Below are 21,005 nucleotides of genomic sequence, written 5' to 3'. Positions count from 1 at the left end.
TTTCAACACAAGAAGTTTAGAATCCACCTTCTCCTTCCTTGACTGCTCAATGGGGTTTGCATGAAAGCTGCTGTCGTCGAGAACGTAAATTTACCACCCCGCTATGCCGACTTCCCTGAACCACAAGCACAGGCTGGCGAAGTAATGGTCAATGTGCGCGCTGCCGCGCTTAGTCAGCTGGTACGCGCCCAGGCTTCAGGCAAGCACTACTCTAGCCCAGCACCTCCCTTTGCACCTGGCGCTGATGGTGTGGGTGTTTTGAACAATGGCCAGCGCGTCTATTTTGCCTTTCCGCGCGGCCCGGTGGGTGCCATGGCTGAACGCGTGGCCGTTGCTGCCGACTGCGTAGTAGCAATACCCGACGGAATCGACGACCTGACTGCGGCCGCTATCGCCAATCCGGGAATGTCATCTTGGGCAGCGCTGACCGAACGCGCGCATTTCAAGCCGGGTGAGTTTGTCCTGATCAACGGCGCAACCGGCGCTTCAGGTCGCCTGGCTATCCAGGTAGCTAAGCATCTAGGCGCTGGCCGCATCGTGGTCACCGGCCGAAACCCAGCAACTGAGCCGGAACTCTTGGCTTTGGGGGCTGACCGTTTCATTGCATTACAGCAGGAGGCGCAGACGTTACTGGCGCAACTGCGTGAGGAAATAGACGGTGGCATCGACGTGGTGCTGGATTACCTCTGGGGGCCATCGGCCGAAGCCATAATGACCGCAGCCGACGGTCATGCTCCGGGGCAGGCCGCACGCCGAATTCGGTTTGTGAACATAGGCTCGCTCGGCGGCGCGAACATGGCTTTGCCCGCCGGCGCACTGCGCAGCAGCGGGCTGGAACTCATGGGCAGTGGACTAGGTAGTGTATCGAACGCAGCACTGGTGCGTTGTATTGGCGAGCTTCTCGACGCCGTAGCAAAAGCCGACCTGCACGTCGAGGCAATCGCTAAGCCACTCGCGCAAGTAGAGACTGTGTGGACCGACAACAGCCTCGCAGGTCGCGTGGTGTTTACACTTTAGCTTTTGCCACTTTTATCGCCTCCAGCCACTCGCTGTGCAATTGGTACTGCTCTGGCTCAAGGCCTTGCCCTTGCAGGGTCGTGAGCAGCTGCTCACGCTCGGCAACCAGGTCGTCCAACGCGCTAGTATTACCATCTAGCTGGTGCATTTCCAGCAATCCAAGATGATAGAAGCGCAACAGCTTCTGCGCCTCTGGATTGCCGCGCGCGACCTCATCCTTAACTTGATGCATAACATTGGTAATACGCATTAAGCTACGTTTTAAGCCCCAGCCGTAAGCGGCTGGGCGCATAAATGCCTGCTGCCAAAAAGCATAACGTACGATGAGTACCGTCAGCGTCGCACCCAACAGCACTCCTGCCAGGTTCCAGCGAAAGTTGCTGACATCAGGCTGGCCAAACAAAGCAACCAAAAGGGTCGACAACGCCATCGCCAGCAACGCAAACAGACCGATGACTACAAAGGTGCTTTTACGCGTCTGCCGACGATAGATAACCGGGTCGCGCTGCTCAATCTCGAATAGAATCGCCATACTTGCACCTCTGTGCTCTGTTTCTGCGCAGAAGTGTACGCAGTCCGCCGGTAAAAGGCAGCCGTGGAGCCAGCTATACTATTGCTCAACTCTGGCTCAAAGCCGTATCAGCGGTAAACTGCTCTGCAGAAGCACACCCTTTCGACCCATCAACAATGGCCCGCTTATGTCCTTTATACAACGTGCAACAACCTGCCAACGCTTGCTCACTGTATGTTCTCTTACCTTACTGCTGAGCGCTTGCGCCAACCAGCAGCATAGCGATGACAGTCAAAGCGGGAGTGACGAGATTGCCAACAGCCTGATCAGCGGCGAGCTGCACAACGGGCACTATCGCGCCGCCGACGGCAGCTTCAGCGTCGATACCCCGTTCCGCCCGGGCAGCGAAGCCTACCGCAACATGCACATTGCCGAATCATTGGATATCAGCGAAAGCCAAGTGCAGTTCACCTCAGCCGCTGCGCCGGTCGAGGTTTATCGCGTGCATCTATTCAAGGGCGACCTGCCAGCCGAAGGCGAGCTATACCGCCAAGCCACCGCGCAATATTTCAAGCTGTTTGAAGAACGCTACGAAACCACCTTGGAGCCCATCACACTGCAAGACCATGAAGTCAGCGGCGTTACCGCAACCAGCGCGACTTTTGGTCAACATATCCCACAGCGCAGCGCGCTCGGCCTCAATGCAGAAGCGGTTGATATCTGGCACAGCTATTACTACCTGGAGCGCGGCGACAACGCGGCGTTTATCTGGATTAACCGTCCGCAGCCCAATCAACCCGGCGCTACCCAGGGTGCAGAAGAGCGCATTGAGGGCTTCATCGATTCGTTCGAACTGACCAGCAAATCGTTGCATTAGTGTTGCGCGAGAGCCGTCTCAGGACTGCTCGTGATGAATCAAGGCGGCATCATCTTGCTTGGTACTCGCACCTAGACAGAAAGTAGCTTGGCAACCAAAACCATCCGAAGCATTCCTAGCAGCACTCGCGAAAGCGCTGGCTTTTTGCTTTGCTTTGGTGGGCTGCTCACGCTGGTAAGTACAGCAAAAAGCTGCTGAAACTCACCGGTCACGTTGCCGGCTAGGAGCTGCCGATACATTAGGAAAGCAAGTGCTCGATCACCTGTTTCACGACACGCAAGGCACTCTCCCTTTGTAGCCCGCAGAGCAACAGGATAAGATTCGCCTACGCGGATTCGAGGCCGACACGAGGCACTGGTCCGGCGATAGAATGCAGGCCCCGTTCCTGGGCATCTGTGCACACTTTTACTCAGTTCCATGTCCAGAGCGCGCCAGCCATTCGCGCGCCGAGGCCAGTACCATTATCAGGATTTACAGCATGCCCCGTTCGCTACTCAACTTTTTTTTACTGTTATGCATTGCCGTCGTTCAGGGCTGTGCCACTTACACCACCCCCGCTGGCGGGGTGAATATCCCCTCGCTGGGCGAGGGCGACATTACCGAGCTTATGGCCGTTGAACCCGCTGCCAAGTTTCCTGCTCGCCTTGCGGTAGCGCGGGTACAGTCATCGGGTTACAGCTCGCGCACCAACGACAGTTACGGCAGCGGCCGCTACAGCGTGGTGACTACCCGAGACATCGAAGACGAAGCCGACTTCAGCCAACTGGCCAGTATGGACATGGTTGCCGGCGTCGCCCCCGTAGGTCGCTTGCTACTGCCGGAACAACTCGACACGCTCAAGGATCTGCGTCTATCCGCCGCACGCCTTAAGGCAGATATGCTGCTGATCTACTCTATAGACACGGCTTTCCACGTCGAAGGGAAGGCGCTGGGCCCGCTGACTGCGATCACCTTGGGCCTGCTGCCTAGCAAGCAAGCTTTTGTTTCCTCAACCACCTCTGGCCTACTGGTCGATGTACGCACGGGTTACACCTATGGCGTAGCCGAAGCCACCGAGCGCAACGTGCAGCGCACCACCCTTTGGGACAGCGCAAACGCTGTGGACCGTGCGCGAACCGAATCAGAAGCCGCCAGTTTTAAACACTTTATTGGCGAGGTGGACACCCTCTGGGGCGCTACCTTGCGCCAGTATGCTGTGAGCGAACCGATACCAGAGCCCGTTGCGCCGCCAGCCCCCAGCAAGCCTATCCCTACCGCTCCGGCAGTATTGGAGCCCACCGGCGGGCAGGAAACCTTTACCTTCTAAGCATTTGTCGCGTCATATTATTTAGCCAGCCTGCTTACACTCCGTTACAATCTGGATTCAGCGCATTTATCTGCCGCGCGGCAACCTGGAAGCTTGACTGCAGATGATCAGCAACAGACGGCAAAGACCCTGGATACCCTACCGGTGCAACAGCCTGCTTAAGGTCTGGCTACTGCTTACTGGTTGCCTGCTTGCAATGTCCAGTGTTAGCGCTCAGGCGTATCAGCTGAGTTCTGCCGAACATATCTATCTCTCGCCTGAGCTCTCGATTTATCAACACCATGGCGGCCCGGCTGACCTGCAGGAAGTGCAGCAGGCCTACGCGCAACATGCATTCGAACCGCCCCGCGACAGCGCTATAGCCAGTAACTTTGGCTTAACAGATGCACAGATCTGGCTACGCGTAGAGCTCGACACTGCCACTACCTCGCCCTCACGTTGGCTACTTGAGGTCGCCCATGCCTCACTGGATGATGTAGATATCTACCTCGCACGAGACGCAGAGCCCTTCCTGCATCAGCACTCCGGCGACCACATCGCTTTTGATGAAAAACCCATCAAGCATCGCAACCATGTTTTTGAATTACAGCTTGAGCCTAACAGCCACTACACCTTGTATCTGAGTATTGCATCCGAAGGTACTCTGGCTGCGCCGGTGAGCCTGTGGCAGCCAGAGGCTCTGTGGCACGAAGACCAATCCAGCTACTCGGCACTGAGTATCTATTACGGTCTCTTGCTGGCCCTGCTGGTGTACAACCTGTTTCTTTATCTGTCATTGCGTGATCCGCTGTTTTTGATCTACGTCGCTTTTATCAGCTGCCTGGCCGTAGGGCAGGCCGGGCTTTCCGGGCTGGTTGGGCAATTCATCTGGCCGCATAACGCCTGGCTGACCAACTTGGCCCCGACTACCGCCGTTTCCGCTGCAGGCTTTTTCGGCGCCATGTTCGTCCAACGTTTTCTGGCCGACACACCCCGCCGCTTGCGGCTGCAATGGTTAATGCCATTGATCAGCTGCGCTTACGCGGCCACCTTCATCTGCGTCATCTTTTGGTCGTACCACTTAGCGGCTATTGCGGTGAACATTATTTCCCTGCTGTTTGCTGCCAGTGCTTTTTTCCTAGGCGCCGTAAGCCTCTATTTTCGCGAACCCGGCGCGCGCTTTTTTGTGTTGGCATGGATTTCTTTTCTATCCGGTGTCACTGTTATTTCGTTGCATAACCTCGGCCTGCTGCCCTCGAACTTGTTGACCTCCAATGCCCTGGCAATTGGCTCAGGTTTAGAGATGCTATTGCTCTCACTAGCCCTGGCTGACCGTATTAATGACATCCAGCGCGCGCATGATCAGGCGCAGGCGCAAGCCTTGCAGATTCGCCAACAGTTGCTGGAAAACGTACGTGAGAGCGAGCGCCTGCTCGAAGCACGCGTCGCAGAGCGTACGTTAGAACTCGAGCAGACCAACCGGCAGCTGCAAAAAAGCCAGCAACTACTGGAGCAGCAGGCGATGCATGATCCGCTCACCGGCCTAGCCAACCGCGCTTTGCTGGCTCAGCGCTTGGTGCAAGCGCAAGCGCGAGCAGACCGGCAACAAACCGCTTTTGCCTTGCTGGTGGCTGACCTCGACAGCTTCAAAAGCATCAACGACCAGCTAGGACACTCCGCCGGCGACGAGGTGCTGGTTGAGGTAGCCAGGCGCCTGACCTCGACGGTGCGCAACAATGACGTGGTCGCACGCATGGGTGGTGACGAGTTCGTACTGGTGCTCGAGACGCCGCGCCCTAGTGATGACATCCCCAGGCTGCGCGAAAAAATACGTCAGGCGGTTTGTGCGCCCATTACACTGAGTTGCGGAACCTTGGTGAGCGTTGGGGTAAGTATCGGTTCAGCGTTCTACCCGGACGATGCATCAAGTGCCAGCATGTTGTTCAATTGTGCAGACCAGGCGATGTACGCAGAAAAGCCGACCGCATAAATCTGCCGCTTTACATTCATCCTTTGCCACAGGAACCGCATGCTGACAGACATCCTGATCGACCTCAGCGTAATACTCCTCAGTATCACCCTGCTTTATCTGAGCCTGCTGACCTACACGCGGCGACGCATGGCTGCTTGGCACAGCACCCTACAGGAACGCCGAACCGCAATATTGCTGGTGCTCAGCCTCTCCGTCATTGCCATCAAGGTCAGCCAAGAAGTGCTGGGCGGGCACACCAGCGAACTGGATATCGCCATTCTGGAGTACATCCATCAGCACGCCTCCCAGGCCACCGTTAGCTTTTTTCAGTGGGTTACTCTGAGCGGATCGTCAAAGTTCCTGACGCTGCTGGGTGTGCTACTAACTGCGGCCTTCTTATTGGCGCGACACTACCGTGCGGCGCTGCTGCTAAGCAGCTCGATGATCAGTGGAGCGCTTCTGGTATATGGTCTGAAACTGGCCGTTGGCCGCGCCCGTCCAGCGCTCTGGGAAACTGACCAGTATTGGGGCTACAGCTTCCCAAGCGGCCACACGCTGGGCTCCGCCGCCTGCGCAACTGCCCTGGCGCTGTGTGTCGCTAGGTTGTGGCCTGCGGCGCGGCTGCCAGGCATCGTTTTTGCGGGAATCTGGATTGCCCTGGTAGCGACCTCACGTTTGGTGCTCGGAGTACATTGGCCAACCGATGTGTTGGTCGCTGCCTGTATCGGCATCGTTTTGCCGATACTGCTAATGCAGACATTCGACGCCGTGAGGCCTAGGCCCACACGCTGAATGCTGTAGCCTTGCCTGGGAGCTGGCGCCCCCCATAAATGCGATAATTAAACTTCCCGCCAGTCAGAGCACACGACTAGGCTCAAAGCCTGACGACGCCGCAGCCCTATAGCACTATAATGCCATCATGTTACTAGGACACGGACCGTCCTCCACGGCCCGGCGGGAAGGTCCTACTCCATACTTTATGTGTAAGTTGACGCCATGAGTTCAAAAACACCAATGCCGCTGGCAGCGCATATCGTGGACATGCTGCTGGATGCGGTCTGTATGGTTGATGAACAAGGAACCTTCGTTTACATCAGCGCCGCATGCGAGCGCATCTTCGGTTATACCCAGCGTGAGCTGATCGGGCGAAATATGATGGAACTGATTCACCCCGATGATCTGGAACGCACCCTTGCAACAGCTCAGCACGTGCGCGACGGAGAGCTGATCAAACATTTTGAAAACCGCTATCTGCGAAAAGATGGCGTGGTAGTGCACATCATGTGGTCTGCAAGCTGGTCGGAGGAGGACCACCTGCGCATTGCCGTTGCGCGCGACATTACCGAACGCAAGCAGCACGAGAGCATGCAGGCCGCGGTCTACGCCATTTCAGAGGCGGCCAACAGTGCTAACGACCTGAACACGCTGTGCAGCGAGGTGCAGCAGATAGTCAATCACCTCTTGCCGACGAGCCTTTTCAGTCTGGCACTGCATGATCCGGAAAGCGGTGAGATAAATTATCGCTACCATCGTAGTGACGGCGGCCCGCCCCCCACCGACTTAGACGCACACACGCAGGCTTACGGAGACATCGAAGGGTTCACCAGAGTAGAGCAGGCACTGCAACCCAACTGGTTGGGGGTACCTTTGCTCGCACAAGGCGCAGCCATTGGCGCATTGGTACTGCATCGGCAAACGAGCTACCCCGCTTTTGGCGAGGGCGATAAAGCTCTGCTGCAGTATGTTTCTACTCAGGTCGCTGCGGCAGTGCAACGCGTGCAAATGCAATCACGGCTGCATTTTTTATCACACCATGACCAACTGACCGGACTGCCCAACCGCACTCTGCTGGCTGACCGGCTGAGCGTGGCCCGCATTCGCTGTGAACGCGATGGCAGCCAACTTGCGGTGCTGTTTTTGGACCTGGACCGCTTCAAGGAAATCAATGACCGCATGGGGCACGCCGTTGGCGACCTGATGCTGCAGGAAGTCGCCGATCGGCTGCGTGGAGTAGTACGCGAGGCGGACACAGTCGCGCGCATGGGGGGCGACGAATTTGTGATCCTGCTGGAGAGTATTACCCTCGCAGATGACGCCTGCAACGTAGCTGAAAAAGTCTGCGCTGCGCTGACGCGTCCCTATCAACTGGACGGCAAACCGGTGCATTGCAGCCCCAGTATTGGTGTCGCCCTGTCGACAGAACGTGCCGCAGAAACCGACCAGTTGCTGAAACGGGCTGACCAAGCAATGTATCAAGCCAAAAAGCTGGGTGGCAGCCGCTATGTGCTGGCAGGCTAAACCTGCCGCTGCGCAACTACTGTGAGCCGGCAGCGTGCCTTTACTTGCCCGGCAGCATGCGCTTGAAAGTATTGTCACGCCAGACGTAGTGGTGAGCGACGCCTGCTGCTGCGTGCAAACCAATCAGCCAATAACCGGCTACGCCGCCCCACTCATGAATATCCTTCAGGTCGCCTGCCAGTGTTTTGTTTGGAGACATCAGCGAGGGTAGCGTAAGCCACTCAAAAATCTGGGTTTTGCCGCTCGCACTCAGTATCAACCAACCCAGTAGTGGCAGCCCGATCATCAATACGTACAACGCCACATGCATCAAACCGGCAATACGATTTTGCCACGCTGGCGGGGCCGGATGAATTGCCGGTGCCTTGTACAATGCTCGTCCGATCAGGCGCAACCACACCAGAACAAATACGCTCATGCCAAGTGCAAAGTGCAAATGTTTGAACAGATCGCGGGTATCGCTGCCACGGGGAAAGTTACCCCTAAGTTCGATGCAGGCATAAACCGCAGCGATCAACAATAGCATCAGCCAGTGAAGGCTCATGTTCAAACGGTGATATCGGGCTGGAGCGGGTGTCATGATTAGAAATTCCCTGTACTGGCTTAATGTCCTGTGGAATATGGGCGCTGCAGCTTAACTTATGCTTAAGGCACCATATTAACTATTAGCAATGCCTTTGCTTTAGGGCGCAACACAGGCCCGGCCAAGGGAACCATCACGCGTTTGGTAGACCTAAGCACTAGACACTCATTTCAACATCTCGGCGCCACTAGGCTAAGCGTGCTTGGCTGCTGATGGCCTCCTTCAGGGTAACGGAATGCCTCAAAATTCAGCTTTATCAAATTCAGCTGCGCCTTTACCCGAACTGCGCGGTGATGAAACCTTCTACATAGTGCTCAATACGGGCTCCGGTAAGCACCAAGGTGACGAGGTGCAAGACAGTATCAGCAAGGTGCTGAATGCTGCAGGCCGTCAATTCAAGCTGCTCAAAGTCAAAGGGGGTGACGGCTTGGCTGCAGCAGCACAACAAGCCGTGGAGCTAGCCAAAGCCAATCGAGGCGTAGTGGTTGCCGCTGGCGGTGACGGCACTCTAAATGCCGTTAGCAACGCGGTGCTGGGTACCGGCCTGCCGTTTGCTATTTTGCCGCAAGGTACTTTCAATTATTTCGGTCGTACCTATGGCATTTCGCAGGATACGGAAACCGCTACCCGCTGCATGCTCGACGCGGTAATCCAGCCGGTGCAGGTCGGCATGCTCAACGACAAGGTATTTTTGGTGAACGCCAGCCTGGGTTTGTATCCCACGCTGCTGGAAGACCGGGAGAGTTATAAGCAGCGCTACGGTCGCAGTCGCTGGGTGGCACTATGGTCGGCCATGGTCACGCTGTTTCGTGCCCATCGCCAGCTTTCGGTGCAGCTCGATTTTGAAGGCAAAACCCGTACTTTGCGCACCCAGACGATTGTCGTGGGTAACAATTCGCTGCAACTCGAGCATATTGGCGTGCATGAGGAGGTCGAGCTACAGCGCGATCATCTGGTCGCGATGACCGCCAAACCACTCAGTACTCTCGCACTCTACGGGCTTGTCGCGCGTGGGCTGCTCAGCCGCATGGGTGAAGCGGACAATCTAATCAGCTTCGGCTTCAAGAAGATGACAGTACGCTTGGGCCCAGCCCGCAAACGCATCAAAGTGGCAATGGATGGCGAAATATTCTGGTTGCGTGCGCCGCTAGAGTTTCGCGTGCCTGAAGAATACTTGCCGTTGCTGGTGCCTCGCGACGACGCACAACGGGAGCGCGCATGACGTGTTTACTGCATATTTCAGACCCGCATTTTGGCACCGAGCAAAGTAAGGTTCCCGCCGCGCTGATGCGCCTGGCACAGCAACACCAGCCTGATCACATTCTGCTCAGCGGCGACATCACGCAACGTGCGCGACCTAGCCAGTTCGCCGCCGCGCGCGCCTTCACCGACCAGTTGCCCGCGCCGGTGCTGACCGTGCCCGGCAATCATGACATTCCGTTGATCATTAATGTGTTCGCCCGGCTGTTTTATCCCTATCGTAATTACGCCCGGGAGTTTGGACAGGAGCTGGAACCGGTGCTGGAGACAGAGCAGCTACTGGTGGTCTGCGTCAATTCAACCAAACCGGCGCGGCACAAAAACGGCGAGGTAACAGCAGCGCAGATAGCCCGGGTTGCACAGCGCCTGAGACAGGCGAAACCGGGACAACTGCGTATTGTCATGCAGCACCATCCGGTACGTGCCATCGAGGAATCAGACCAGTCCAACCTGCTGATCGGCCGAGCGCAGGCGATTCCGGAATGGGTGGATGCGGGGCTCGATTTGCTGCTTGCCGGGCATATTCATCTGCCTTACATACGCCCTCTGACCGGGCAACACAGCCCCCGCACCGGCTGGACGGCGCAAGCAGGCACTGCGGTATCGCAACGAGTACGTGGCAGTATTCCCAACTCGGTAAACCTGATACGCCATGAGTGCCATGAGGGGCTACATGAGTGCTGCGTAGAGCGCTGGGATTACGCTGAGCAGGCCGATGAATTCCAATTATTTAGCCAAACCGATCTGGCGTTGCACCGGAGCGACTAAGGCATGCGCCTGTTCCAATCTGGTTTTAATGCCTTTTTGTGCCTGCTACTGCTGCTAATCCTGTTCGCATTACTGCAACCATGGTGGAGCCTTCCTCCCGAGTGGAACCCGCGCACACCAATCAGCTTGAATGACCCCGTCACGCCGGTCACTCGCTGGAAACTGCAGCAGTTACGAAACTCGCCTCAAGAGTGCCTCGCATTGCTTGATAGTGCTGCCGACGACTCCCTAAAGCACACGCCCTTAGCGGATTACACTCCCGTTAAAGGCTGCCCACTGAGCAATGTGGTGCGTATAGAGCGGACCAGTGTGGGCTTCAATGCGCCCTTCACGTTAACCTGCCCGGTCGCAGTCAGTTGGTTGATGTTTGAGCGCCAGCGCTTGCAGCCCTTAGCCGAGCAACACATGGGCTCTCCCCTGGCCCGGATCGAACACTTCGGCACCTTTGCCTGCCGCAACATTTATCACCGCGAAAATGCGCGGCGCAGCGAGCACGCCAGCGCAGCCGCTTTCGATGTGGCTGGTTTTACTACCCGCAGCGGCGTGCAGGTCAGCGTACTCAAGGACTGGAGCAACCAGGCGGCCGCCAACAAATCGCTATTTCTGCACGAGGCTCACGACGCCGCCTGCGATTACTTCGGCACCGTTCTGGGTCCGGACTACAACGCCCCACACGCCAATCATTTTCATCTCGACAACCGCTATTTCGGCTACTGCCGCTAACAGCTGTCGCACCGGTGTGTTGCAGTGCCAGCCATTGTTGCCGGCCCTACCCGACCGTTAAACTGCGCGCCTATCCTGCATCTCTGCCGCGGAGCCTCATGTCTGATCTGTCGCTGTACCAACTCGCCTTGATTGGTCTGATTTTCGTCTGGAGCGGGTTTGTGCGCTCAGGTCTGGGTTTTGGCGGCGCAGTACTCTCGCTGCCCTTTTTGCTGTTGGTAGACAACGATCCGCTGGTATTTCTGCCGCTGATTGCAGCGCATCTACTGATATTCTCTTCGCTCACTATTTTCATGAACAACCGCAAGCGTGCGCCCCAAACCGATGGCCAGGCGCGCGAAAGCACCGTGGACTGGCGTTACCTGTGGCGCATGCTGGGCATTATGATAGTGCCGAAAATGATCGGCGTGCTGGGCTTGCTGACCCTGCCAGCCAGTGTGATGAGCATCATCATTTTCTGCATTGTCGGCGCCTATTCAGTCTCCTACATTCTCAACCGGCCCTTTCGCAGCAACAGCAAGGTCGTGGATACCCTGTTTCTGATGCTCGGCGGTTACGTCAGCGGTACCTCATTAATCGGTGCGCCGCTGATCATCGCCGTAGCGGCGCAACATGTGGCCAAAGAGAAACTGCGGGATACGCTGTTCGCACTCTGGTTCATTCTGGTTGCCATCAAGATGGCTGCCTTCATCTACGCCGAAGTCGACCTGCAGCTGATCCATCATCTGTGGTTGCTGCCCTGCGTCACAGTGGGTCATTTCATCGGCCTGCGCTTCCACGACCATATGCTCAAAGGTGAGACCAGCAAGTTCTTTCGCATGCTGGGCATTACCCTGTTGGTAATCAGCTGCATCGGTCTGTGGCAAATACTCGCGGCTTAAAGAAAAACCGCAAGAACGGTCTATGCTGGTTTAACTCGCCACTCTGCCAGGAGCCAATCCATGACCAGCCTGACGCTCTACACCAACCCACAATCACGCGGGCGCATCGCCCACTGGATGCTGGAAGAGACCGGCACGCCATACGAAACCGTATGGCTCGAATATGGCGAGCAAATGAAGAGCCCCGATTACCTGGCAATCAATCCGATGGGCAAGGTACCCGCGCTGGTACACGGCTCCGTGGTGGTGACCGAGTGTGCGGCCATTTGCGCCTATCTAGCCGATCGATTCCCGGCAAACCACCTGGCACCAGCGGTGGACGATCCGCGCCGCGCCACCTATTTGCGCTGGTTATTTTTCGCCGCCGGACCCTTGGAAACCGCCGTAACGGCAAAGTCCCTAGGCTGGGAAGTGCCTGAAGGCCGCAGCCAGATGGCCGGTTTTGGCAGCTATGCTGACGTCCTCAATGCCATAGAGGGCGCCCTGCAGGTAGGCCCATGGCTGTGCGGAGAGCTGTTCACCGCCGCCGATGTGTATATTGCGTCTCAGCTTGGCTGGGGCATGATGTTCGAGAGCATTGAAAAGCGCTCGGTCTTTGAGCGCTACGTCGAACGCGCCTATGCACGCCCCGCTAATATCGAATCAGATCGACTCAACAATCTTTAACCCGCCGATCAACCAACCAGGCTCTGCTCGCTTAAGTCATGTTCGTCCCGATAGCGGATTCGCACTGTTTTGAAACGCAGGTCCACTGTCAGGTGGCAGTAGTGTTCGCCATGCCGCCAGGCCATGGCGACGCTGCTATCGTTGGAATAGTTCAGTTCGAAGCGGCCATCGAAGGCTGGGTAATTGCTACGAAAACGCATCAATTTCAACAGCCGTTGAACCACCGGTTGCTCTATCGCGTCATCCACCTCTGACAAACTGTAATAGTGGCGATTAATGTCGCGTAGCTCACCACTTTCACGCATCAGCTCTTCATCGTTACAGCCTGCCAGCAAACCGACGTAATACACTTGCGGAATGCCGGGGCAAAAAAACTGGATTGCGCGTGCGGCGATGTAGGCGTCGTCGTTCTGCATCAATGCATCGTAGAAGGTACAGGTGAGCTGATAGATGGCACCTACGCTGTTCACCCTGGCCGCCGAGCGACGCAGGATCGGGTCGGCGCTGCGCTCGTTGATGTTATCGATCAAACCTTTAATCTTGTCATCCGGCAGCACGCCCTCGACATCAGGAATGCAGATGCCGTCGTGCGTATCCAGCACGGTGATCATGTTGCGGGGGCACATGCGCAACCAGTTTTTCAGGTAGGTACTGTTGGCATCCAGCAGTGAATAGAGCATCAACGGCGGCAGCGCGAAACCGTAAGGATGCATGTTACGCCGGCCGATGGCGTATTGAAAACTGGTGTGATCGTGCACCTCAGGGAGGCACTCTGCACCATGGCGTAGCGCTACGTCGTTGATCCATTCGAGGATACGATAGACATCTGGCTCAACCAGAAAGCAACTGGTTCCGATGCGCTTGGTGGTGTAGCCAAAGGCATCCAGACGCAGCAGTTTTACGCCGCGCTCGGTGAGAAAACGGATGTAGTCTTCCATCAACTCATAAGTGAGCGGCGATTCGTAATTCAGGTCAATCTGCCGTTCGGTGAAAGTACACCAGACCCGCCCGGTGCTGCCGTCAGCAAAGGTCACGTCGCGAAAGGGTTCTTTCTCCTTACGGATATGAATCTTGGCCAGATCATCCGGGGTGATTTCACCGAAGCGCTCAACGTGCACAAACAGCTCGGCATACTTTGACTCAAAGCCCTTATCCACAAAGTCGAGAAACTCTACTGACTCGTCAGAGATGTGATTGACGGTCAGATCGCAGCACAGTTCATAGTCGGCTGCCAGCCGCTCAATATCTGTCCAATCGCCAAACTCCGGGTCCACTTCTTTGTGCGTCAGCGGCGAAAAACCGCCGTCGGCATTCGAGGGAAAGAACGGCAGTATATGCACGCCACCAATGGCATCAGACAGATGCTTGTTAAGGGTGGCGTGCAGATCCTTGAGATTATTACCAATACGGTTGGGATAGCAGATCAGTTGCACGGCGTTGCGGAGCGGCATAGACAATATCCTTGCACAAAGAGTAAATCCCGGCTGCACATCACCTTAGCCGGGTAACCCTGCTCCTGCAAAAACCGCGCCTCGGGCAGGCCGAAAGCCTGCTACGCCTCGCCGTGCAACGGATGCCGCGACTCATGGCGACGCGCCAGCCAATAAAGCAGCAGACCGCCGAGCGCCGTTGCAGCACCCACATAACCGGTCGAGGTCCAACCAAAACCAGCAACAATGGCCATGCCGCCAAGCCAAGGTCCGAGCGCATTGGCGATGTTGAAGGCGGCGTGATGCGCCGAGGCCGCCAGCGTCTGCGCATCAGCCGCCACATCCATCAAACGAGTTTGCAACGGCGGCGATAGCGCCACCATGCTACCCACTGCCACAGAGGCCAGCAGGATGCTCCACATTGCCTGCGCCGCCAACGGAAACAGCAGCAGGACTAAGGTGCTCCAAACCAGTACCACACCCACTGCGCGAAACTGCAGACGCTCGAACAACCAGCCGCCCACCAGATTACCGAGAATCGCACCCACGCCAAACGCCGCCATTGCCAGCGGCACCATAGCGCGAGGCACTTTGGTGATATCCAACAGCGTCATCGCCAAATAGCTGAACACGCAGAACATACCGGCAAAGCCAATGGCGCCAATACCCAGCGCGAACCAGACCTGAGGCCGACGAAAAGCCTGCAACTCGGTCAGTGGATTGCTGGGTTTGTGTTGTGCTTCAAGCGGTACAAAGATCGCCACCATCACAATCGTCAACAGCGCGATCACGGCCACCGCGACAAAGGCATAACGCCAACTGATCGACTGCCCCAACATGGTTGCCAATGGGTTACCAATTAGAATGGCCACGGTCAGGCCCAGCATAACCTGACTGACCGCGGCAGCACGTTTGTTCGGCGCGACCAACGACGCAGCAACCAAGGCGGCAACACCAAAATAGGCACCGTGCGGCAGGCCCGCGATAAAACGCGCCACCATCAAGCTGTGATACCCCGGCGCCAGCGCGCTACCCACATTGCCGACGGCAAAAAAAGCCATCAACAGCAGCAACAAATTACGCCGGCGCAAGCGCGCGCCAAAAATCGCCAACACCGGCGCACCTACCATCACGCCGATGGCGTAAGTACTGATAACGTGGCCGACCTGCGGTTCGCTGACTTGCAGGTCAGCCGCCATATCCGGCATCAGACCCATGATCACGAATTCGCCGGTGCCTATGGCAAAGCCGCCGATCGCCAGCGCCAACAAAATCAGCCAGGAAGCTACCTTGGCCGGCACCTCCGTAGTGGGGGCATAGGTTTCCAGCGATGAATCCGACATGCAGTTTTCCTGTCAGGGAGTTGGCAAAGCCGCCGATTATTCGCCCTTTGCCCGCTTGGGTGAACCCATGCGGGAGAGATTCGGCAATAATTTGCGCAATCAGCCAGAAAACCGTCTATTTTGTCGCTTTAGGGGCACTAACACAGGTCATCTTGCGGTGGACGGTGGCCTGAAGCTCGGCAACCTCAGGCAATCCGGTATGCTGGCGGCACTGAATCGGGAATCTGCCGCATGTGGGAGCTAACAAGTTACGCTGGACTCTTTCTGATTGCATTTGGCGCCGCCACCGTGCTGCCTGCACAATCAGAATTCGCCTTGGTCGCCATGCTACTGCAAGGTCATTACCCGACCTCGATGCTGTTGCTGGTCGCCACCGCCGGCAACGTGCTGGGCGCAGTATTGAACTGGGTGCTGGGCCTCTACATTGAGAAACTGCAACACAAGCGCTGGTTCCCGTTAAAACCCAAACAACTGCACCGCGCGCAGGCTACCTATCACCGCTGGGGCTACTGGTCGCTGTTGATGAGCTGGGCACCCTTTATCGGTGATCCGCTGACCATAGTTGCTGGGTTAATGCGCGAACCCTTGTGGCGTTTCGTTTTGATTGTGACCCTGGCCAAGGGCGGCCGCTACCTACTGTTGGCCGCTATTACGCTTGGCTGGGTTCCTGCCGACGCAGCGGGCTAATCAGCCTGTTAGCGCAACGACTCGATGTACAGCGACTCAACTTTAGTCCGCGCCCAGGGCGTTTTACGCAGGAATGTCAGGCTGGATTTAACGCTCGGCTGGCTGATAAAACAGTTGATCGGAATGCGCCGCGACAGCTCCTCCCAGCCAAACCGCTCAACCAACGCCTCGACAATCGCCTTGAGTGTTATTCCGTGCAACGGGTCTGTGTGTTTGATTTCGCTGGGTTCTTGCGGCATGACGGCATCCTGATTAAGCGGTATCCGCCCAAGCGCGCTGAGCGCGGGCGCGAAAGCCTGTATTCTACCCGCAGCTCGCCGCTTGCCCAGCCCCGGCGCGACAATTTAGCCCCGCAGCAGATGGAACAGTAGATGAATGATCCCCAGGTACTGATTGGCCTGAGTAACCCAAAGAGTCCGACCAACGTGGGCGCCGTGATGCGCGCTGCCGGCTGCTTTAGCGCCGATGCCGTGCGTTATACCGGCACACGGCATGATCGCGCCGCGCGATACAGCACCGATACCCAGCAGGTCAGCCGGCACATCCCGATCACCCGTGTTGAGAGCATGTTGGGCGCTTTACCGCCCGCCATTCAGGTGGTCTGCATCGAACTGGTTGAAGGCGCCATAGCGCTGCCAGACTTCGTTCACCCGGAGCGCGCGCTTTATCTGTTTGGGCCTGAAGACGGCACTCTGGAGCAGTCGCTGATTGATCGCTCCGATGCGGTTGTTTACATACCTACGGTGGGTTGCCTCAACCTCGCCGCCACGGTCAATTTGGTGCTCTACGATCGTCTCTGCAAGAACCCGCAGCATACCCGCGGCGATGAGCTGATCCGGCGCAGCCGCGACACCAACAACAATGCTAGAATCCGCGCCAAACCAGCCACCCCAAAATAGATGTCAGCCGTGTCTAACTCTTCTACCGACTTTGACGTGATAGTACTGGGCGCCGGTGCCTCCGGCCTGTTTTGCGCCTTTACTGCGGCCCAGCGTGGTCGGCGTGTGCTGGTACTGGAGCGCGCCAACAAGGTGGGGAAGAAGATATTGATGTCCGGTGGCGGCCGCTGCAACTTCACCAATCAGGTGGTGGAGCCAAGTCACTTTCTGTCGCGCAACCCGCACTTCTGTAAATCGGCGCTCAAGCGTTACAACCAGTGGGAATTCATCGCACTGGTCGAACAGCACGGCATCGATTATGAGGAGCGTAAACACAGCCAGCTGTTCTGCAAAGACTCCGCCAAGCAGATCGTCGCGATGCTGGAAGACGAATGTATCAACGCCGGCGCCGAGATTCGCACCCAATGCGAGCTGCAGCGGCTTGAGCCGCTAAATGATGCTGCCAGCCCTTTGCGCTACCGTCTGCATCTAGAGCAAGACGGACGCGCACAACGCCTGAACTGCAACGCGTTGGTGGTCGCCACTGGTGCACTCTCGGTGCCCACTCTCGGTGGCTCGGGGATAGGCTATGAGTTGGCCGAGCAGTTTGGCCTGAAGCTGGTGCCGCGCCAGGCTGGACTGGTGCCTTTCATGTTCAGCGATGCCATGAAGCCTTTTTGCGAGCGCCTATCCGGCCTGGCGCTGGATATTGAGGTAAGTTGCAACGGCCAGTCTTTCAGCGAGGCGATGCTGTTTACCCATCGCGGTATCAGTGGGCCGGCGATTCTGCAGATATCCAGCTACTGGGCTCCGGGTGATGAAATCAGCATTGATCTGTTGCCCGGTATTGATGCCGTCGAATGGCTGCTTCAGGCCAAGCAAGAGCAGCCACGCAGCCGCCTGAAAACCCGACTTGGCCAGCAGCTTTCCAAAGGCCTGGTCGCAGAGCTACAGCAGCTCTGGTGGCAGCAGGATGATGACACAGCACTAGCCGAATTCAGCGACCGCCGACTCAGCGAGATTGGCCAGCGTCTCAACGCCTGGCGGCTCAAGCCCTCAGCTACCGAGGGCTATCGCACCGCGGAAGTGACCCTCGGCGGCGTCGACACCGACGATATCAGTTCGAAAACCATGGAAGCTAAAAACCAGCCTGGGCTGTATTTCATCGGCGAGGTGTTGGATGTTTCCGGCCATCTGGGCGGCTTCAACTTCCAGTGGGCCTGGTCGTCGGGTTATACCGCGGGCCAGTTCGCTTAGCGGCCGCTAAAAGCGCCTACCTACTAAAAAGGCCATTTCAACCGCCTATTCAGGCATTTCTGCCCGCGCATTTCTCTGCCTATCCTGCCAGCCTTGTCTACACTGAGTCACAATCATCAGCTGCATGCGCGCAGCCCTCTGCTGCGCCGACCACAGCAATCGGATTTGACGTTTTTTCGACAAGGAGCACGCATGACTGTCATTCCCCGTTTTGCCCACCTGCCTCTGGCAACCCTGATCAGCACCCTCAGCCTTGCTAGCGGTGCCATTGCCGCGGTCGAAGATCCGGCCGACATCATTTTTTATGGCGGCCCCATTCTGACCATGGACGATACCTACCCCAACGTGGATGCGGTCGCGGTAGACAATGGCATCATCGTCGGCGTTGGCACCCGGACCATGCTGGAAGCCGACTTTCGTGGTGCAGAAACCGAACTGCGCAACCTGAACGGGCACACTCTGATTCCCGGTTTTGTCGACGCCCACAGTCATTTTTCCTTTGTCGGCGTGCAGGCTATTTCCGCCAACTTGCTGCCGCCACCTGATGGCCCCGGCAGCTCGATTGCTGCTCTGCAGGATGCACTCCGTCAGTATCTGGCCAGCAGCACCCGTGCGCAGGACTATGGCGTGTTGATCGGTTTCAACTACGACGACTCGCAACTGCTTGAAAAGCGCCACCCCACGCGAGCAGAACTGGATGCAGTCTCAACGACTATTCCGATCATGGCCATTCACCAATCCGGCCATCTCGGCGTGTACAACACTAAGGCGCTGGAAGTCCTTGGCATCAACGCCAACACACCAAACCCGGAAGGCGGCACCATCTACCGCGAGAAAGATGGTGTTACACCCAACGGTTTAATGGCTGAGAATGCGCATATTTCAGCGCTGATCAAACTGCTGCCCGAGTTCACTCCTGAGCAGCGCATCGACATGCTCAACAAGGCCCAACAGATCTATCTAGCCAACGGCTTCACTACCATCCAGGACGGCCGTACTTCACCCGGCAGCCTGCATGGCTTGGCACAGGCAGCCAAAGCCGGCTATTTCAAGGTCGACGTGGTGGCCTACCCGGATCTGGTCGCCAACCTCGAAGACCCGATGCTGGACGGCCCGTTGATGTCGCGCACCTATTCCGACCACTTCCGTATTGGCGGCGTCAAATTGACCTTCGATGGCTCCCCACAGGGCAAGACCGCTTGGTTCACCCATCCGTACTTTCAGCCGCCAGAACATGAGCCAGATGACTACAGCGGCGCGCCGCTGTTTGCCAACGATGCCGAAGCGCGCAGCTTGATGGAGATGGCCTATACCAACGGTTGGCAGGTGATGGTGCACGCCAACGGCGACGCGGCCATTAACCAACTGATCCGCCTGACCGATACCGTGCAACGCGAGATACCCGAGGTCGATGACCGGCGTACCGTTCTGATTCACGGCCAGTATCTGCGCCCCGATCAAATTCCGCAGCTGGCGACGCTTGGCATATTCCCTTCGCTTTATCCGATGCACACCTTTTACTGGGGCGATTGGCATCGCCAGTCAGTCGCAGGTCCGGAGCTGGCTAAGTTCATTTCGCCAACTGGCTCGGTCTACCGTTCGGGTATGAAATTCAGCATTCACTCCGATGCCCCCGTGGTGTATCCCAACTCCATGCGTATTCTGCACAGCGCCACTAACCGGGTGACCCGCAGCAATATTATCCTCGGGCCGGAGGAACGGCTGGATGCCCTGACCGCTCTGAAAGCGATGACCATCTGGCCGGCTTACCAGCATTTCGAAGAGAGCAGCAAAGGCTCCATCGAAAAAGGCAAACTGGCCGACTTGGTCGTGTTGTCGCATAACCCAGTCACCCTGGATCGTGAGCAGTTGTTGGGCGTCAAGGTGCTGGAAACTATTAAAGCCGGAGAAACTGTCTACAAGGCCGCAGCGCAATAGGATGTCAAACCAAGGAGCATCATTATGAAACCGACTGTCGAGCCTTCCTCTACCGGCACAGCCGCAGTTCCCGCTCTACTCGGTGACCTTAGCCGCAATTGGGGCTGGTTGCTGGCTTTGGGCATTCTCTTCATTGTCCTAGGCCTGATTGGTCTAGGCATGAGCGTTACCCTGACCATCGCGACGGTATTTCTGTTTGGCGTCATGCTGTTAGCCGGGGGCGCTCTGCAGCTGGTTGACGCTATCCGCAGCAAAAATAGTGGAGGACGCCTAATTAGCGGGCTTATGGGCGCACTCTACTTGCTCGGTGGTTTTCTGCTGATTAGCAAGCCACTGGCCGGTTCTGCCGTCATTACCCTGTTGCTCGGCGCTGCCTTTTTTGCCATCGGCCTGGTGCGCATCATGCTAGGCATGCAGCTGCGCGGTACCGGCAGCAACTGGGGCTGGCTGGTGTTTGCCGGCGGTATCTCGTTACTGCTGGCGTGCATGATTTTCCTGCAGTGGCCAGCCTCAGCGTTATGGCTGATTGGCATCTTGGTGGCGATTGAGATGCTGGTGCATGGCTGTGCCTATGTGATGCTGGCCTTGGCTGCCAAGGCAGTAAGCCGCAACCTCTGATGCGGCCGACCTG

Annotated in this window: 21 protein-coding genes; 16 read left to right on the top strand and 5 right to left on the bottom strand. The window is 57.0% G+C overall.

Translation table 11 applies throughout. The features are described 5' to 3' along the window. Positions 1-60 precede the first annotated feature (60 nt). A complete protein-coding gene (locus AC1XYH_RS01185) occupies positions 61-1,017 on the top strand; it encodes a quinone oxidoreductase family protein (protein WP_483324853.1) in 957 nt (318 codons plus the stop codon). Here the strand turns inward: AC1XYH_RS01185 and AC1XYH_RS01180 are convergent. Further along, on the bottom strand, positions 1,007-1,549 hold the full coding sequence (locus tag AC1XYH_RS01180) for a DUF3087 domain-containing protein (protein WP_483324852.1): 543 nt from the start codon (positions 1,547-1,549) through the stop codon (positions 1,007-1,009). The genes AC1XYH_RS01185 and AC1XYH_RS01180 overlap by 11 nt on opposite strands. A 166-nt stretch (positions 1,550-1,715) precedes the next feature. Here AC1XYH_RS01180 and AC1XYH_RS01175 point away from each other — a divergent pair, with 166 nt between their 5' ends. From AC1XYH_RS01175 to AC1XYH_RS01155, 5 genes are all read left to right on the top strand, one after another. Beyond that, on the top strand, positions 1,716-2,405 hold the full coding sequence (locus tag AC1XYH_RS01175) for a hypothetical protein (protein ID WP_483324851.1): 690 nt from the start codon (positions 1,716-1,718) through the stop codon (positions 2,403-2,405). Positions 2,406-2,883: 478 nt separating this feature from the next. Then, positions 2,884-3,711, top strand: a complete 828-nt coding sequence (locus AC1XYH_RS01170) for a hypothetical protein (protein WP_483324850.1) — start codon at positions 2,884-2,886, stop codon at positions 3,709-3,711. A gap of 196 nt (positions 3,712-3,907) precedes the next feature. Further along, positions 3,908-5,680 carry a diguanylate cyclase gene (locus AC1XYH_RS01165; RefSeq protein WP_483324849.1) on the top strand — a complete coding sequence of 591 codons (1,773 nt, stop codon included), beginning with the start codon at positions 3,908-3,910 and terminating at the stop codon, positions 5,678-5,680. A 39-nt stretch (positions 5,681-5,719) separates the two neighbouring features. Continuing rightward, positions 5,720-6,454 carry a phosphatase PAP2 family protein gene (locus AC1XYH_RS01160; protein WP_483324848.1) on the top strand — a complete coding sequence of 245 codons (735 nt, stop codon included), beginning with the start codon at positions 5,720-5,722 and terminating at the stop codon, positions 6,452-6,454. A 204-nt stretch (positions 6,455-6,658) separates the two neighbouring features. After that, positions 6,659-7,960 carry a diguanylate cyclase domain-containing protein gene (locus tag AC1XYH_RS01155; protein ID WP_483324847.1) on the top strand — a complete coding sequence of 434 codons (1,302 nt, stop codon included), beginning with the start codon at positions 6,659-6,661 and terminating at the stop codon, positions 7,958-7,960. A 40-nt stretch (positions 7,961-8,000) separates the two neighbouring features. Here the strand turns inward: AC1XYH_RS01155 and AC1XYH_RS01150 are convergent, their stop codons facing one another. Then, positions 8,001-8,540, bottom strand: coding sequence for a cytochrome b (locus AC1XYH_RS01150; RefSeq protein WP_483324846.1), 540 nt, complete (start codon positions 8,538-8,540; stop codon positions 8,001-8,003). Positions 8,541-8,778: 238 nt separating this feature from the next. Between AC1XYH_RS01150 and AC1XYH_RS01145 the strand changes: the two genes are divergently transcribed. The 5 genes from AC1XYH_RS01145 to AC1XYH_RS01125 all read left to right on the top strand — a co-directional run bounded on the left by AC1XYH_RS01145 (position 8,779) and on the right by AC1XYH_RS01125 (position 12,841). Beyond that, positions 8,779-9,765, top strand: coding sequence for a diacylglycerol/lipid kinase family protein (locus AC1XYH_RS01145; protein ID WP_483324845.1), 987 nt, complete (start codon positions 8,779-8,781; stop codon positions 9,763-9,765). After that, positions 9,762-10,571, top strand: a complete 810-nt coding sequence (locus AC1XYH_RS01140) for a metallophosphoesterase family protein (RefSeq protein WP_483324844.1) — start codon at positions 9,762-9,764, stop codon at positions 10,569-10,571. Before AC1XYH_RS01145 ends, AC1XYH_RS01140 begins: the two co-directional genes overlap by 4 nt. Before the next feature lie 3 nt (positions 10,572-10,574). Then, positions 10,575-11,294, top strand: coding sequence for an extensin-like domain-containing protein (locus AC1XYH_RS01135; RefSeq protein ID WP_483324843.1), 720 nt, complete (start codon positions 10,575-10,577; stop codon positions 11,292-11,294). 98 nt (positions 11,295-11,392) lie between these two features. Beyond that, on the top strand, positions 11,393-12,175 hold the full coding sequence (locus tag AC1XYH_RS01130; protein ID WP_483324842.1) for a TSUP family transporter: 783 nt from the start codon (positions 11,393-11,395) through the stop codon (positions 12,173-12,175). 60 nt (positions 12,176-12,235) lie between these two features. Continuing rightward, entirely contained in the window at positions 12,236-12,841 is a 606-nt protein-coding gene (locus AC1XYH_RS01125; RefSeq protein ID WP_483324841.1) for a glutathione S-transferase family protein, read from the top strand. 8 nt (positions 12,842-12,849) lie between these two features. Here the strand turns inward: AC1XYH_RS01125 and gtfA are convergent, their stop codons facing one another. Continuing rightward, the gene (gene gtfA / locus AC1XYH_RS01120) at positions 12,850-14,292 is read right to left on the bottom strand and encodes a sucrose phosphorylase (RefSeq protein ID WP_483324840.1); all 1,443 of its coding nucleotides are present in this window, start codon (positions 14,290-14,292) and stop codon (positions 12,850-12,852) included. Between the two features lie 101 nt (positions 14,293-14,393). Further along, entirely contained in the window at positions 14,394-15,614 is a 1,221-nt protein-coding gene (locus AC1XYH_RS01115; protein ID WP_483324839.1) for an MFS transporter, read from the bottom strand. Between the two features lie 231 nt (positions 15,615-15,845). On the opposite strand from AC1XYH_RS01115, the gene AC1XYH_RS01110 reads away from it, so the two are divergent. After that, complete coding sequence (locus tag AC1XYH_RS01110) at positions 15,846-16,301, top strand: YqaA family protein (RefSeq protein ID WP_483324838.1); 456 nt, start codon at positions 15,846-15,848, stop codon at positions 16,299-16,301. Between the two features lie 8 nt (positions 16,302-16,309). On the opposite strand, the gene AC1XYH_RS01105 is transcribed toward AC1XYH_RS01110, so the two are convergent. Next, the gene (locus AC1XYH_RS01105) at positions 16,310-16,540 is read right to left on the bottom strand and encodes a VF530 family protein (protein WP_483324837.1); all 231 of its coding nucleotides are present in this window, start codon (positions 16,538-16,540) and stop codon (positions 16,310-16,312) included. A 132-nt stretch (positions 16,541-16,672) separates the two neighbouring features. Between AC1XYH_RS01105 and AC1XYH_RS01100 the strand changes: the two genes are divergently transcribed. The 4 genes from AC1XYH_RS01100 to AC1XYH_RS01085 all read left to right on the top strand — a co-directional run bounded on the left by AC1XYH_RS01100 (position 16,673) and on the right by AC1XYH_RS01085 (position 20,992). Then, the gene (locus AC1XYH_RS01100) at positions 16,673-17,200 is read left to right on the top strand and encodes an RNA methyltransferase (protein WP_483324836.1); all 528 of its coding nucleotides are present in this window, start codon (positions 16,673-16,675) and stop codon (positions 17,198-17,200) included. A gap of 9 nt (positions 17,201-17,209) precedes the next feature. Next, the gene (locus tag AC1XYH_RS01095; RefSeq protein WP_483324835.1) at positions 17,210-18,436 is read left to right on the top strand and encodes a BaiN/RdsA family NAD(P)/FAD-dependent oxidoreductase; all 1,227 of its coding nucleotides are present in this window, start codon (positions 17,210-17,212) and stop codon (positions 18,434-18,436) included. A 192-nt stretch (positions 18,437-18,628) separates the two neighbouring features. Then, the gene (locus tag AC1XYH_RS01090; protein WP_483324834.1) at positions 18,629-20,374 is read left to right on the top strand and encodes an amidohydrolase; all 1,746 of its coding nucleotides are present in this window, start codon (positions 18,629-18,631) and stop codon (positions 20,372-20,374) included. Positions 20,375-20,398: 24 nt separating this feature from the next. After that, complete coding sequence (locus AC1XYH_RS01085; protein WP_483324833.1) at positions 20,399-20,992, top strand: HdeD family acid-resistance protein; 594 nt, start codon at positions 20,399-20,401, stop codon at positions 20,990-20,992. Positions 20,993-21,005 lie beyond the last annotated feature (13 nt).

Source organism: Pseudomonas sp. GW-45, from assembly GCF_056896675.1.
The sequence above is the reverse complement of the archived record's forward strand: the minus strand, read 5'-3'. Positions and strand labels throughout refer to the sequence as shown.

Bases quoted from the DNA above. Each gene is read 5' to 3' on its own strand.
- AC1XYH_RS01185 (WP_483324853.1), top strand. From the start codon at position 61: ATGAAAGCTGCTGTCGTCGAGAACGTAAATTTACCACCCCGCTATGCC.
- AC1XYH_RS01180 (WP_483324852.1), bottom strand. From the start codon at position 1,549: ATGGCGATTCTATTCGAGATTGAGCAGCGCGACCCGGTTATCTATCGT.
- AC1XYH_RS01175 (WP_483324851.1), top strand. From the start codon at position 1,716: ATGTCCTTTATACAACGTGCAACAACCTGCCAACGCTTGCTCACTGTA.
- AC1XYH_RS01170 (WP_483324850.1), top strand. From the start codon at position 2,884: ATGCCCCGTTCGCTACTCAACTTTTTTTTACTGTTATGCATTGCCGTC.
- AC1XYH_RS01165 (WP_483324849.1), top strand. From the start codon at position 3,908: ATGTCCAGTGTTAGCGCTCAGGCGTATCAGCTGAGTTCTGCCGAACAT.
- AC1XYH_RS01160 (WP_483324848.1), top strand. From the start codon at position 5,720: ATGCTGACAGACATCCTGATCGACCTCAGCGTAATACTCCTCAGTATC.
- AC1XYH_RS01155 (WP_483324847.1), top strand. From the start codon at position 6,659: ATGAGTTCAAAAACACCAATGCCGCTGGCAGCGCATATCGTGGACATG.
- AC1XYH_RS01150 (WP_483324846.1), bottom strand. From the start codon at position 8,540: ATGACACCCGCTCCAGCCCGATATCACCGTTTGAACATGAGCCTTCAC.
- AC1XYH_RS01145 (WP_483324845.1), top strand. From the start codon at position 8,779: ATGCCTCAAAATTCAGCTTTATCAAATTCAGCTGCGCCTTTACCCGAA.
- AC1XYH_RS01140 (WP_483324844.1), top strand. From the start codon at position 9,762: ATGACGTGTTTACTGCATATTTCAGACCCGCATTTTGGCACCGAGCAA.
- AC1XYH_RS01135 (WP_483324843.1), top strand. From the start codon at position 10,575: ATGCGCCTGTTCCAATCTGGTTTTAATGCCTTTTTGTGCCTGCTACTG.
- AC1XYH_RS01130 (WP_483324842.1), top strand. From the start codon at position 11,393: ATGTCTGATCTGTCGCTGTACCAACTCGCCTTGATTGGTCTGATTTTC.
- AC1XYH_RS01125 (WP_483324841.1), top strand. From the start codon at position 12,236: ATGACCAGCCTGACGCTCTACACCAACCCACAATCACGCGGGCGCATC.
- gtfA (WP_483324840.1), bottom strand. From the start codon at position 14,292: ATGCCGCTCCGCAACGCCGTGCAACTGATCTGCTATCCCAACCGTATT.
- AC1XYH_RS01115 (WP_483324839.1), bottom strand. From the start codon at position 15,614: ATGTCGGATTCATCGCTGGAAACCTATGCCCCCACTACGGAGGTGCCG.
- AC1XYH_RS01110 (WP_483324838.1), top strand. From the start codon at position 15,846: ATGTGGGAGCTAACAAGTTACGCTGGACTCTTTCTGATTGCATTTGGC.
- AC1XYH_RS01105 (WP_483324837.1), bottom strand. From the start codon at position 16,540: ATGCCGCAAGAACCCAGCGAAATCAAACACACAGACCCGTTGCACGGA.
- AC1XYH_RS01100 (WP_483324836.1), top strand. From the start codon at position 16,673: ATGAATGATCCCCAGGTACTGATTGGCCTGAGTAACCCAAAGAGTCCG.
- AC1XYH_RS01090 (WP_483324834.1), top strand. From the start codon at position 18,629: ATGACTGTCATTCCCCGTTTTGCCCACCTGCCTCTGGCAACCCTGATC.
- AC1XYH_RS01085 (WP_483324833.1), top strand. From the start codon at position 20,399: ATGAAACCGACTGTCGAGCCTTCCTCTACCGGCACAGCCGCAGTTCCC.